Source organism: Comamonas kerstersii, assembly GCF_002056725.1.
GTDB classification, from domain to species: Bacteria; Pseudomonadota; Gammaproteobacteria; order Burkholderiales; family Burkholderiaceae_C; genus Comamonas; species Comamonas kerstersii.
This window is the reverse complement of record NZ_CP020121.1, coordinates 1,135,468-1,148,387: the sequence shown is the minus strand read 5'-3', so window position 1 is coordinate 1,148,387 and position 12,920 is coordinate 1,135,468. Positions and strand designations below refer to the sequence as shown.

Genomic DNA, 12,920 nt, shown 5'->3' with positions numbered 1-12,920 from the left:
AAAGCTTGTAGCGTGTACGCTGCGTCTGGCTTATACCGCGACAGTGTGACGGGCCGCATGGCGCTGTGCATAGGCCACAAACCACTGCAGGCTGGCCGGGTTGGCCATGGTGTCCTTGTTGACCACTTTTTCCAGTGGCTGCCCCAGCAGCAGCTTCTTGATGGGCAGCTCCTGCTTCTTGCCCGTGAGGGTGCGTGGGATCTCCGGCACCTGCACGATCTCATCCGGCACAAAGCGTGGCGAGAGCGCAGTGCGAATGGCGTCTGCCAGCTGCTCGCGCAGGGCATCGTCCAGCTGCAGGCCGTCGCGCAGCACCACAAACATGGGCATGAAGCTCTCGCGGCCCAGGTACTCCAGGTCCACCACCATGCTGTCCAGCACCTCAGGCAGGGCTTCGACAGCGCGGTAGATCTCGCTGGTGCCCATGCGCAGGCCGTGGCGGTTGATGGTGGCATCACTGCGGCCATAGATGGTGCAGCCGCCATGTGCAGAGATACGCAGCCAGTCGCCATGGCGCCAGACGCCGCCCATGTCTGCCGGGCCATCGCCGCCGCCGGGCTGTCTGCCGTGGCCGGGCGGGTACATGTCGAAATAGCTGGACAGGTAGCGTTTGCCTTCCGCATCGCCCCAGAAGTACAGCGGCATGGAGGGTATGGGCTGCGTGCAGACCAGCTCGCCCACGGCGTCGATCACCGGACGGCCTTGCTCGTCCCAGGCCTCGACCGCTGCGCCCAGCATGCGGCACTGCATCTCGCCGGGGTACTGGGGCAGCTCGCGGTTGCCGCCGATGAAGGCTCCGCAGAAATCTGTGCCGCCCGAGATGTTGTTCCACCAGATGTCAGGTGTGCCCAGGGCTGCGAACTGCTGCATGCCCCAGTGCTGCACATCGGGCGACAGGGGGGAGCCCGTGCTGCCCAGGCTGGTGATGCGCGAAAGATCGCCGCACTGCGACAGCTCTATCCCGGCCTTCATGCAGTTGGCATAGAAGGCTGCGCCAGCGCCGAAGCTGGTGACTGCGTGGCGCGCTGCAAAGCGCCACAGCACACCCCAGTCGGGCTGCTCCTTGCTGCCGCCGGGGCTGCCGTCATAGATCACACAGGTCGTGCCGCCCAAAAGACCTGCGAGCTGCGAGTTCCACATCACCCAGCCGGTAGAGCTGTACCAGTGAAAGCGTTCCCCCCAGCTCTCGGGCGCATAGCTGCAGCCCACATCGCTGTGCAGGGTCTTCATGGTCAGGGCCACCAGCATGATGCCGCCGTGGCCATGCACGATGGGCTTGGGCAGGCCGGTGGTGCCGCTGGAATACACAATCCACAGCGGGTGGTCGAAGGGCAGCCACAGGGGGGTGAAGCTGTGCAGCTGCGCATCGTCACGCTGCATGAGGGTGTTCCAGTCCGCAGCGCCCTGCACGGGTGCCTGCGCCCAGCGTGTAGACAGGACGATGCAGTGCTGCAGGCTGGGCAGCCTGGCGCGCAGCTCCTGCACGATGCTGCTGCGGTCCATGGGCTTGCCGGCGTAGTAGACGCCATCCACCGCAATCAATGCCTTGGGTGCAATCTGCTCAAAGCGGTCCAGCACTGCTGCCGTACCCATGTCGGGCGAGCACACGCTCCACACCGCGCCAATGCTGACCACGGCCAGCATGGCCACCATGGCCTGGGGAATATTGGGCAGATAGGCTGCGACCCGGTCGCCCGGGCGAATGCCCTGTGCCTGCAGGTGCAGGGCCAGGGCGGCAACCTGGCGGCGCAGCTCGGGCCAGCTCAGCGTGGTGACTTCGCCCAGCTCGTTGTCTGCAATCACTGCAGGCATGCCTGCGGCATCGGCCGCTTCCACATGGCGCAGCACCTGCTGCGCGTAATTGACCTGTGCATCCGGAAACCACTGCGCCCCGGGCATGCAGTTGCGGCCCAGCGCCGCGCTGTGCGGGGTGGGCGACTGGATATCGAAATAGCGCCAGATGCTTTGCCAGAAAGCTTCCAGATCGGTGGTGGACCAGCGCCAGAGCGCGTCATAGCTGTCAAAGTGCAGGTCGTAGTGCTGGGCCAGCCATTGCTGGTAGTGGCGCATCAGCGGCGTGCGGCGGGTGTGGGGCAGGGTGGGGGCAGACATGCATCCCAGCCTAGCGAGCCGCGCCGTGGTGCACCATGCCAGCGCCCCGGATTGACAAGCGGCAAGTTCTGGCGCGTGCTCGCTGACGGGCACAAAGGGGGTGTCAAGGACATGCCATTGATGCAATGCAAGCCACGGCCAAGCCAAACCGGCCGACAATGCACGGGCCGCACAGGCAGCGAGGCCCGTAGATCAGGCCACAATAGGCCCTACTTTCACAGTGATTGCACACATGTCCATGAACACCGATGTCCTTATTGTGGGCGCAGGTCCTGCCGGCCTGTCGCTTGCCATTTCGTTGGCCCAGGCGGGCTTGCAAGCCACGGTGCTGGAACTGCAAGGCGAATCCCAGCTGGCCCAGCCCGCACCCGATGGGCGCGAGATCGCGCTGACCCATCCCAGCGTGCAGATCCTGCAGCGTCTGGGCACCTGGGGCAGGCTGCAAGACCATGAGATTGGCACCATCCGTGATGCCATCGTGCATGACGGCCCCGTAGGCCTGCGTTCCACGCTGGACATCGTCTCTGACGGCAGTGGCGCAGACTATCTGGGCCGCATCGTGCCCAACCATGCCCTGCGCCGCACGGCCTGGGAAGTGGCCAGCACCACCGAAGGCGTGCACATCATCACCGGTGCACGCGTGACCCAGGTGACGGTCACGCCTTCCCATGCTGAAGTTCATTACACCCAGGACGACAACGGCGTGCGCGTGGATGGTGCACCGCTCAAAGCGCCGCTGGTGATTGCGGCAGATAGCCGTTTCTCCAGCGTGCGTCGCATGCTGGGCGTGGGTGCGCAGATGACGGACTTTGGCCGCAGCGTCATCGTCTGCCGCCTCAGCCACACCGTGCCGCATGAAGGCAAGGCCCATGAATGCTTTGGCTATGACCGCACCCTGGCCATCCTGCCGCTGCAGCCTGATCCTGAAACCGGTGAGCTGCTGTGCTCTGCGGTGGTGACCACGGATTCGGCCGATGCGCAGCAGCTCATGCAGCTCTCGCCCGAAGACTTTGCGGCCCATGTGCACAACCATTTTCAGGGCCGCCTGGGGGACATGAAACTGGTGGGTGAGCGCCACATCTACCCCCTGGTGGCCACCTATGCCCACCGCTTCAGCGGCACGCGCTTTGCGCTGCTGGGTGATGCCGCCATCGGTATGCACCCAGTCACGGCACATGGCTTCAACCTGGGGCTTTCGGGTGTGGAGCGCCTGACGGCCTGCATCGTGTCGGCCTATGGTGCTGGTCAGGACTGGGGCCGCGCCGAAGTGCTGGAGCCCTATGCCCAGGGCCACCATCGTCATGCCTGGCCCATCTTCCAGGGCACGAACACCGTGGTGAAGCTGTTCACCGATGCGCGCCCCGTGCCACGGCTGGTGCGTCAGGCGGTGATCGGCCTGTCGCGCAACATGCCGCCCGTCAAGGCGGCCATCGTGGCGCAGCTCACGGGCCGTAGCCCCTGGTCCGTCATCCGCGGCCAGCTGCCTGCGCTGCCGTTTTTTTCGCGCAACATGCGCTGACTTCAAAAAACAGAGTGCCCAGCGCTGAACTTTGCTTGCTTTTCAAGGCTTAGGGCTTTGAATGCAAGCAAAGTCAAGCGCAAGCCGCTCCTAAAAATATAGTTAAGCAAAAATCTCGCTGGCACGCTGTCTGCTTGTGTTTAGCTGACATGCAAGCACGTATGCCTGGCGAGGACATGCCGTGCCCGGTCGAAAGCTTCTAACATCGCGCCAGCAATTTTTACGGAGCAAAAAAATGGGAATGTTTTCCTGGACTGCAAAGTCCCCCGCAGCGCTGAAAAACGGCGGTGTGATCGGGCCTGACGAGCGTCTGCCCTGGGGCCAGACGGGGCTGATGGGCATTCAGCACGTGGTCGCCATGTTCGGTTCGACGGTGCTGGCTCCCATCCTCATGGGCTTTGACCCCAATCTGGCCGTGCTGATGAGCGGCATCGGCACGCTGATTTTCTTCCTCATCACCGGCGGCAAGGTGCCCAGCTATCTGGGCTCTTCTTTTGCCTTCATCGGCGTGGTGAACGTGGCCACCGGCTATGTGGCCACCCATGGTGCCAATGCCAACATCGGCCTGGCGCTGGGCGGCATCATTGCCTGCGGTCTGGTCTACACCCTGATTGGCTTCCTGGTGCAGGCCATTGGTACGGGCTGGATTGAGCGCTTCATGCCTCCCGTCGTGACGGGTGCGGTGGTGGCCGTGATTGGTCTGAACCTGGCAGCCATTCCCGTCAAGAACATGGCGGCCAACAACTTTGATGCCTGGATGCAGGCCGTGACCTTCGTGTCCGTGGCGCTGGTGGCCGTATTTACCAGCGGCATGCTGCAGCGCCTGCTGATTCTGATGGGCCTGATCGTCGCTTCCATCATCTATGCCGTGCTGACCAATGGCATGGGTCTGGGCAAGCCTATGGACCTGAGCGGCGTTGCCAATGCTGCATGGTTTGGTCTGCCTACGCTGCACGCCCCTGTGTTCAACGCCAATGCCATGCTGCTGATCGTGCCCGTGGTCATCATTCTGGTGGCCGAGAACCTGGGCCACATCAAGGCCGTGACCGCCATGACCGGCAAGAACCTGGACAAGTACATGGGCCGTGCCTTCATCGGTGACGGTGTGGCCACCATGGTCTCCGGTGCGGCCGGCGGCACCGGCGTGACTACCTATGCCGAAAACATCGGCGTGATGGCCGCCACGCGCATCTACTCCACCGCCGTGTTCCTGTTTGCGGCGCTGCTGGCCGTGCTGCTGGGCTTCAGCCCCAAGTTTGGTGCGCTGATTCAGGCGATTCCGCTGCCCGTGATGGGCGGTGTGTCCATCGTGGTGTTCGGTCTGATCGCCATTGCGGGTGCCAAGATCTGGGTGGATAACAAGGTGGACTTCTCCGACACCAAGAACCTGATCGTGGCCGCCATCACCTTGATTCTGGGCACGGGCGAATTCACGCTGAAGTTCGGCGATTTCGCACTGGGCGGCATTGGTACCTCGACCTTTGGTGCCATCATTCTTTATGCCCTGCTCAGCCGCGCCAAGCGCAGCTAAGCAGTTGCTGCTCGATACCACTGTGTAAAACCGGCCTGCTTAGCAGGTCGGTTTTTTTATGGGATTGCTGCGGTGCAGCAAATCTAGGTGTTTACCCTGGTTTTTGCGGCGTTAGTAGCTACTCTGCCGCGAATCCAGTAATGACAATGGGTTAGAGACCTACGCAGAACTACGCACTATGCTTAGGTCAAGGGTTAACGCTGATACCATCTCCCCCGGAGATAGGGAGCCGACCAAGATGTCGCCAGTACAACAACAGCCTGCACGAACAGGCAAGCGAGGAGCGTGAAAGCCCCCTGTGCATGTTGGCCGTCCCGATAAAGCCGGCCCGATGGGGCGGCTTGTTTATGCAAAGTTGGAGAACACCTCGATGAGCCTGGCAGACCGCGTCCGCTACCCCCAATTTCACAACCTCATCATGTCGGCCGAACAGGCTGCAGCCATGATTCCGCACGGCGTCAACGTCGGCATGAGCGGCTTCACGGGTGCAGGCTATCCCAAGGCATTGCCACAGGCGATTGCTGACCGGGCCAAGGCCGAGCATGCACAGGGCAAGCCCTACAAGATCAATGTGTGGACCGGCGCGTCCACTGCTGCCGAGTGTGATGGCGTGATGGCCGAAGCCCATGCGCTGGGCCAGCGTCTGCCTTTCAACACCGACCCGACCGCACGCAAGGCCATCAACGCCGGTGAGATCGACTTCATCGACATGCACCTGTCGCACGTTGCCCAGCACGCCTGGTTTGGCTTTCTGGGCCACATGGATGTGGCTGTGGTGGAAGTGCTGGGCATTACGCCCGATGGCCTCTTAATTCCCTCTACCGCCGTGGGCAACAACAAGACCTGGCTGGAGATTGCGGACAAGGTCATTCTGGAGGTGAACACCAAGTTCCCCGCCAAGATGGAAGGTATGCACGACATCTACTACGGCACGGCCATCCCGCCCCGCCGTACGCCCATCCACATGACCACGGCCGACCAGCGCATTGGCGAGCAGTACCTGAAGGTCGACCCCTCCAAGGTGATCGCCATTGTGGAAACGCACAAGGGCGACCGCGACAACGTATTTGCCGCGCCGGATGCGAACTCCAACACGATTGCTGCGTCCATCATCGACTTCCTCGCGCATGAGATGAAGATGGGCCGTCTGCCCAAGGACATGCTGCCTATCCAGTCGGGTGTGGGCAATGTGGCCAACGCCGTGCTGGCAGGCCTGTTGCATGGCCCGTTCGAGAACCTGCTGGGCTTTACCGAAGTGCTGCAGGACGGCATGCTGGAGCTGATCCGCGCAGGCAAGATGACCCGCGCTTCGGCCACCTCGATCTCGCTGTCCAGCAGTGCTTTCAAGGAGTTTGAAGACAACATCGACTTCTACCGCGAGCGCATCATCCTGCGCCCACAGGAAATCTCCAACCACCCTGAGCTGGTGCGCCGTCTGGGCATCATTGCCATGAACTCGATGATCGAGGCAGACATCTACGGCAACATCAACTCCACCCACGTCATGGGCACGGGCATGATGAACGGTATTGGTGGCTCGGGCGACTTTGCGCGCAATGGCTATCTGTCCTTCTTTGTGACCCCTTCCGTGGCCAAGGACGGCAAGATCAGCTGCATCGTGCCCATGTGCTCGCACGTGGACCACACCGAGCACGACACACAGATCATCGTCACCGAGCAGGGTCTGGCTGACCTGCGTGGTCTGAGCCCCAAGCAGCGTGCACGCGTCATCATCGACAAGTGTGCTCACCCCGACTACCGTGACCAGTTGAACGACTACTTTGACCGTGCACGCGCCAGGGGTGCACAGCACACGCCGCACATCCTGACGGAAGCGCTGAGCTGGCACCAGCGATTCGTCGAAACCGGCGATATGCGTATCTAAAAAACGCAAAAAAACGGGGCGCTGCAAGCGCCCCGTTTTTTTATCGCCCGGCACCAGCACGGTGTGCTGGTGCCGGGCTGTCTGTCACTAAATCCGCAACTACACCCGCTCGGCATGCATGCCCGCGTCGCGCAGCACCTGCAGCACCTGCTCCACGTGCTGCAGATTGCGGGTCTGCAGCACAAAGTCGATCTCTACGTTCTGCGCGGCCAGCATGGTGAAGGCGCGCTGGTGGTGCACCTCTTCGATGTTCGCTCCGGCTTCGGCCACCAGGGCTGTGATCCGTGCCAGCACGCCGGGCACATCGCGCGCACTGACGCGGATGCGTGCCAGGCGGCCCGAGCGTACCATGCCACGCTCGATGATGGCAGCCAGCAGCAGCGGGTCGATATTGCCGCCAGACAGCACAATGCCCACCTTCTTGCCCTGGAACTTGTTTTTGTGGCGAATCAGCGCCGCCAGCCCGGCAGCGCCTGCACCTTCGACCAGCGTCTTTTCAATTTCCAGCAGCATGAGCACGGCCTGCTCGATATCGCCTTCGTCCACCAGCAGCAACTCGTCCACATGCTCGCGCACGATCTCGCGTGTGATCTGGCCCGCCGTGGCCACGGCAATGCCTTCGGCAATGGTGGAAGTGCCTATCGGCAGGTCTTTGCCTTCGATGGCATTGACCATGGAGGGAAAACGCTCGGTCTGCACGCCCACGACGTGAATCTCGGGCTTGAGCGCCTTGGCCGCAGTGGCCACACCGGCAATCAGGCCACCACCGCCAATGCCCATGATGAGCACATCCAGATCGTGCTGGTCCGCCAGCATTTCCATAGCCAGCGTGCCCTGTCCAGCAGCCACGCCTTCGTCATCAAAGGGGTGCACAAAGGTCAGATTCTGCGCTTCAGCCAGCGCGTAGGCGTGTTGGCGTGCCGCTTCCAGCGTGTCGCCATGCAGCACCACTTCGGCACCAAAGCCGCGCGTGCGCTCCACTTTCACACCGGGGGTGAAGCGCGGCATCACGATCACGGCGCGTATGCCCATGCGCTGCGCGTGGTAGGCCACGCCTTGGGCATGGTTGCCCGCGCTCATGGCGATCACGCCGCGCGCCTTTTCTTCGGTGGTCAGCAGCTGCAGGCGGTTGCAGGCACCGCGCTCCTTGAACGAGGCGGTGAACTGCAGGTTCTCAAACTTCAGAAACACCTGTGCCCCCACGATGTGCGACAGGGTCTGGGACTCCACGCAGGGCGTGCGCAACACATGGTCACGCAGGCGCTGGGAGGCGGCTTGGATATCGGAATAGCTCAGCATGGTCTGCACATTCTGAAGCAATGCGTGCGGCCGTGCAGTGCGGGTGCTGAAAACTTCTTTTCAGTTTTGTGAGCAGCTAGCGCGCGTATTTGCTGCTTATTAAGCAGAAAACACATTGAAAGTCGCTTGTAGCAAGCGCTGGATGCTACATTTTTTCAGTTCTGGCGCAGCTGCTCAGGCGCTCAGACGCACCACGCGCAGCACTTCTTCGCCATAGGCTTCGAGCTTTTTCGCACCAATGCCGCTGATGCCCTGCAGATCGGCCAGGGTCTGCGGATTGCGCTCGGCAATGCCGACCAGGGTGGCATCGTTGAAGATGACGTAGGCCGGCAAATCGTGTGCCTTGGCGACTTCGGCACGCCAGGCCTTGAGGTTGATAAAGCGTGCCTGTGCATCCGGCCCCAGGTGGATGGCAGCCGCACTGGTGGGCGTGCTGCGCTTGGCAGAGCGCGTGCGGCTGGCAGCGGCCGATTCGCGCAGCAGCACCTGCACATCGCCGCGCAGCACGGCGCGTGACTGGGGGGTGAGCGTGAGTGTGTCAAACACATGGCCGCTGTTTTCGCTGGTCACCTTGTGCAGGCCCAGCGCACCTGTGGCCAGGAGCTGGCGCATCACGGCGCGCAGCTGCTGCTCGGAGTAATCCTTGCCAATGCCGAAGGTGGACACCTTGTCATGCAGGTATTGCGTGACTTTGTCCGTCACCTTGCCGCGCATCACGTCCATGATGTGGCCTGCACCAAAGGTCAGCTGGCTCATCTCATGCACGCGGTAGATGGTTGACAGCAGCTTGCGCGCAGCGTCTGTGCCGTCCCAGATGGCGGGCGGGTGCAGGCAGTTGTCGCAATTACCACAGGGCTCGGAATGCTCACCAAAGTACTGCAGCAGGCGCACGCGGCGGCAGTCTGTGGCCTCGGCCAGTGTGAGTAGTGCGTCGAGCTTGCCGCGCAGCACGGCCTTGAACTGCTCGTCCGCATTGCCTTCGTCAATCATGCGGCGCTGGTTGACCACGTCCGAGATGCCATAGGCCATCCAGGCATGTGCAGGCAGGCCGTCACGGCCCGCACGGCCGGTTTCCTGGTAGTAGCCTTCGATGTTGCGCGGCATGTCCACATGGGCCACAAAGCGCACATCGGGCTTGTCAATGCCCATGCCAAAGGCAATCGTGGCCACCATCACCACCCCTTCTTCGCGCAGAAAACGGTTCTGGTGCAGCTGGCGCACATCGGAGGGCAGGCCCGCGTGGTAGGGCAGGGCGTGAATGCCGTTGTCCTGCAGTGTCTTGGCCAGCTCCTCCACGCGGCGGCGCGAGAGGCAATAGACCACGCCTGCATCGCCCTCGTGCTCGTGCTTGATGAAGCGCAGCAGCTGGTTGGTGACGTCTTTTTTCTCGACGATGGTGTAGCGGATGTTGGGCCGGTCAAAGCTGCTGATGAACTGTTCGGCCTGCTCCAGATGCAGGCGTTCCACGATGTCAGCGCGGGTGAGGCTGTCTGCCGTTGCCGTCAGGGCAATGCGCGGCACGCCCACATAGCGCTCGTGCAGCACGGAAAGCGCGTGGTATTCAGGGCGGAAGTCATGGCCCCACTGGCTGACGCAGTGCGCTTCGTCAATCGCAAACAGGCTCAGCTGGCCGTTGGCATGCAGGTCGTCCAGCAGCCCCAGAAAACGCGGCGTGACCAGGCGTTCAGGCGCCACATACAGCAGCGTGAGCTGGCCGCTTTGCATCTGCCACTCCACATCCTGCGCCTGTGCCCAGTCGAGGGAGGAGTTCAGAAAGGCGGCCTTGACCCCGGCTTCATGTAGCGCACCGACCTGGTCGTGCATGAGGGCAATCAGGGGTGAGACCACAATGGTCACGCCATAGCCCTGGTGCTGGCGCACGATGGCGGGAATCTGGTAGCACAGGCTTTTGCCGCCGCCTGTAGGCATGAGCACCAGGGCGTCGCCACCGGCTGCGACATGCTCAATGATGGCCTGCTGCGGCCCACGGAAGGCCTCGTAGCCAAAAACATCTTGCAAAACGGTGTGGGCGGGGGACAAAGGCAGCTTCCTGATCAGGTGCGGGGAAACCGCATATTGTGCGCTGCAAGCCTGCGTTCTGGCACGCAAGCCCCCAAGTCCCAGGTGCGGTGCAGGATGTATGGGGTGCGGCCTGCCGCTGTCACCGAACCAACAGCGTGGGTCCGCCACTGGCTGCATCATGCTGCCCTGTTGCTTTGGAGGTATGACATGTCAATCTGGCGTAAACCTGTGACGCTGGCGCAGCTGAATGCAAGCGCCGCCGATACGGCCGTACAGCATCTGGGGATTGAGATTACGGAGCTGGGGCCGGACTATCTGACGGGCCGCGTACCCGTAGACCACCGCACCAGGCAGCCCTTTGGGCTGCTGCACGGTGGCGTCAGCGTGGTGCTGGCGGAAACCCTGGGCTCCATGGCGGCCTACTACGCCGCACCTGAAGGGCACAAGGCGGTGGGGCTGGACATCAACGCCAATCACCTGCGTGCGGTGCGCAGCGGCTGGGTGACGGGCACGGCCAGGCCCGTGCACATTGGCAAGACCACCCAGGTCTGGCAGATCGACATGGTGGACGACGAAGGGCGGCCCAGCTGCGTCTCGCGCATCACCATGGCGATTCTGGCTCCGCAAGTAGTGGATCAGACGGTCTCTGTGTAAGCCTGGGCTGCCAGCGCCTGGGCAAGGATCCAGGCAGGGTCTATGAGCCGGGCGCCTTGTGCCTGCGGCGCCTGTGGCAGGGCCAGTGGAATTTCCGTGCATGCCATGAGCACAGGGATATCAGTGCCGTGGCGGCTTTGCATGTCCTGTAGCACCTGCCCAAAGCATTGCATGGCCAGAGCGGTATCACCGCGCTTGACGCCGTCATAGATACCTTGCATGAGCAGGGTAATGCCCGCTGCATCAGGCTGCAGCGCTTTGATGCCGTGGCAGAGCAGTGCGGCGTCGTACAGCCCCGTCTGGTAGGTGCCTGCGGTGGCCAGCACGATGGCACATTGCATACCCTGCTGCTGCAGGTGCCGGGCCGTTTCTTCGGCAATGTGCAGGATGCGCAGCTGCGGAAACAGCGCCTGCAGCTGTGCATGCCAGACATGGGCGGTATTGCAGGCCACGGCCACGCTGCATACGCCCAGTGCCGCCAGTCGCCCAACCCCTTGCAGCATGTAGGGGGCTGGTCCATGCGGCGCCTGTGGACTGGTACGCAGTGCCTCGGTGCGATCGGGCACCGGCATCTGCACCAGCCAGTGTTCGGGAAAAGCCTGATCATTGACCGGGTGATTATGAGCGCGCAGATAGTTGCTACAGGCCTCGACAAACAGGCGCACAAAATCGGCGCCTGCGGCCGGGCCCATGCCTCCCAGAATGCCCACTGCACGCGGTGGGCGGCGAAACACATTGGTCATGCTCAGAACGCGGGCTTGTCGCTCAGCTCCACCAGGTTCTGCTTGAGCTGCTCCGACATGGGCAGGTTCAGTGCCATGTTGGATGGAGGAATGGGCTGCACGAACCACTTGTCGTACAGCTGGGTGAACTGGCCGCTCTTCATCATGTCGCTGATCACGCCATCGACCAGCGCCTTGAACTTGGGGTCGTCCTTGCGCAGCATGCAGGCATAGGGCTCGACCTGTAGGGCATCGCCCACGACTTCGTAGTCGCCGGGATTCTTGGCATTGGCAATCAGGCCATAGAGCAGGATGTCATCCATCGCAAATGCACTGGCACGGTCGCTTTCCACCAGCAGAAAAGCGTCCGCGTGGTCCTTGGGGTGGACCATGTCAATGCCCCAGTTGTTTTCGGCGTTGGCCTTGCGCATGACCTGCAGGTTGGTGGTGCCCGAGGTCACGGCCACGGTTTTGCCCTTAAGGTCGCTGTAGTTCTTGATGCCGGAGCTCTTCTTCACCAACAGGCGGGTGCCGGTGTAGAAGTGGTTGATGGCGAAATCCACATCCTTGCCGCGCGTGGTGTTGTTGGTGGTCGAGCCGCATTCGAGGTCGATCGTGCCATTGGTCAGCAGCGGAATGCGGTTCTGCGACGTGACAGCCTGCCAGTTGACCTTGATGTCGTTTTTGCCCGTGGCTTTCTTGACCGCTTCCACCACGGCATTGCTGATGTCCACGGAAATTCCAGCTGGCTTGCTCTGGTTCAGATAGCTGAAGGGCACCGAAGACTCGCGATAAGCCAAGGTGATCTGGCCGCTTTGGGCCACCTTGTCCAAGGTGTCAGCATGGGCGCTGGCCAGACAGGCTAGGGACAGGGCTGCGTAGAGAACCGTGGTGCGGACTTGCATGTGCATCTCCTTCGAAAGAACTGATGGGGTGAGGCCAGTGTAGGAAGCAGATTTCGGCTGTGGCGATGCCAATCACAGGTCCGTCCATGCCATTTTTTTATGCCTTGTCTAGGTTTTCACCAGTAGGGTGCGTGGCTTGCTGAAAAGCGGTGCGGTGTGCGCCGTTTATGTACATGGGGTTTACCCATAAACCACGGGCATACCCCTGCAAACAAATGCCATGCGTCAGGGGCGTTGGCAGTTCTACAGTGACGGCAGATGGAGAACACCA

Annotated in this window: 9 protein-coding genes; 4 read left to right on the top strand and 5 right to left on the bottom strand. The window is 62.0% G+C overall.

The window, feature by feature from the left end:
• Nucleotides 1–30 precede the first annotated feature (30 nt).
• Nucleotides 31–2,112, bottom strand: a complete 2,082-nt coding sequence (locus B5M06_RS05405; RefSeq protein WP_054067923.1) for an acetoacetate--CoA ligase — start codon at nt 2,110–2,112, stop codon at nt 31–33.
• A 232-nt stretch (nt 2,113–2,344) separates the two neighbouring features.
• Between B5M06_RS05405 and ubiM the strand changes: the two genes are divergently transcribed.
• The 3 genes from ubiM (at nt 2,345) to B5M06_RS05390 (ending at nt 7,047) form a co-directional block, all read left to right on the top strand.
• The gene (gene ubiM, locus B5M06_RS05400; RefSeq protein ID WP_054067924.1) at nt 2,345–3,631 is read left to right on the top strand and encodes a 5-demethoxyubiquinol-8 5-hydroxylase UbiM; all 1,287 of its coding nucleotides are present in this window, start codon (nt 2,345–2,347) and stop codon (nt 3,629–3,631) included.
• Between the two features lie 235 nt (nt 3,632–3,866).
• Nucleotides 3,867–5,162: a solute carrier family 23 protein gene (locus B5M06_RS05395; RefSeq protein WP_054067925.1), complete on the top strand. Its 1,296-nt coding sequence runs from the start codon at nt 3,867–3,869 to the stop codon at nt 5,160–5,162.
• A gap of 370 nt (nt 5,163–5,532) precedes the next feature.
• Nucleotides 5,533–7,047, top strand: coding sequence for an acetyl-CoA hydrolase/transferase family protein (locus B5M06_RS05390; RefSeq protein WP_054067926.1), 1,515 nt, complete (start codon nt 5,533–5,535; stop codon nt 7,045–7,047).
• 99 nt (nt 7,048–7,146) lie between these two features.
• On the opposite strand, the gene B5M06_RS05385 is transcribed toward B5M06_RS05390, so the two are convergent.
• Both B5M06_RS05385 and recQ read right to left on the bottom strand, forming a co-directional pair.
• A complete protein-coding gene (locus B5M06_RS05385; RefSeq protein WP_054067943.1) occupies nt 7,147–8,346 on the bottom strand; it encodes a threonine ammonia-lyase in 1,200 nt (399 codons plus the stop codon).
• Between the two features lie 174 nt (nt 8,347–8,520).
• A complete protein-coding gene (recQ, locus tag B5M06_RS05380; protein WP_054067927.1) occupies nt 8,521–10,386 on the bottom strand; it encodes a DNA helicase RecQ in 1,866 nt (621 codons plus the stop codon).
• A 189-nt stretch (nt 10,387–10,575) separates the two neighbouring features.
• On the opposite strand from recQ, the gene B5M06_RS05375 reads away from it, so the two are divergent.
• Nucleotides 10,576–11,022, top strand: a complete 447-nt coding sequence (locus tag B5M06_RS05375; RefSeq protein ID WP_054067928.1) for a hotdog fold thioesterase — start codon at nt 10,576–10,578, stop codon at nt 11,020–11,022.
• Here B5M06_RS05375 and B5M06_RS05370 read toward each other — a convergent pair.
• Together B5M06_RS05370 and B5M06_RS05365 are read right to left on the bottom strand one after the other, a co-directional pair.
• Entirely contained in the window at nt 11,004–11,765 is a 762-nt protein-coding gene (locus tag B5M06_RS05370; protein WP_054067929.1) for an aspartate/glutamate racemase family protein, read from the bottom strand. The genes B5M06_RS05375 and B5M06_RS05370 overlap by 19 nt on opposite strands.
• 2 nt (nt 11,766–11,767) lie before the next feature.
• The gene (locus B5M06_RS05365) at nt 11,768–12,649 is read right to left on the bottom strand and encodes an amino acid ABC transporter substrate-binding protein (protein WP_054067944.1); all 882 of its coding nucleotides are present in this window, start codon (nt 12,647–12,649) and stop codon (nt 11,768–11,770) included.
• Nucleotides 12,650–12,920 lie beyond the last annotated feature (271 nt).

Coding starts and splice junctions, on each gene's coding strand:
- B5M06_RS05405 (WP_054067923.1), bottom strand. CDS start 2,112: ATGTCTGCCCCCACCCTGCCCCACACCCGCCGCACGCCGCTGATGCGC.
- ubiM (WP_054067924.1), top strand. CDS start 2,345: ATGTCCATGAACACCGATGTCCTTATTGTGGGCGCAGGTCCTGCCGGC.
- B5M06_RS05395 (WP_054067925.1), top strand. CDS start 3,867: ATGGGAATGTTTTCCTGGACTGCAAAGTCCCCCGCAGCGCTGAAAAAC.
- B5M06_RS05390 (WP_054067926.1), top strand. CDS start 5,533: ATGAGCCTGGCAGACCGCGTCCGCTACCCCCAATTTCACAACCTCATC.
- B5M06_RS05385 (WP_054067943.1), bottom strand. CDS start 8,346: ATGCTGAGCTATTCCGATATCCAAGCCGCCTCCCAGCGCCTGCGTGAC.
- B5M06_RS05375 (WP_054067928.1), top strand. CDS start 10,576: ATGTCAATCTGGCGTAAACCTGTGACGCTGGCGCAGCTGAATGCAAGC.
- B5M06_RS05370 (WP_054067929.1), bottom strand. CDS start 11,765: ATGACCAATGTGTTTCGCCGCCCACCGCGTGCAGTGGGCATTCTGGGA.
- B5M06_RS05365 (WP_054067944.1), bottom strand. CDS start 12,649: ATGCAAGTCCGCACCACGGTTCTCTACGCAGCCCTGTCCCTAGCCTGT.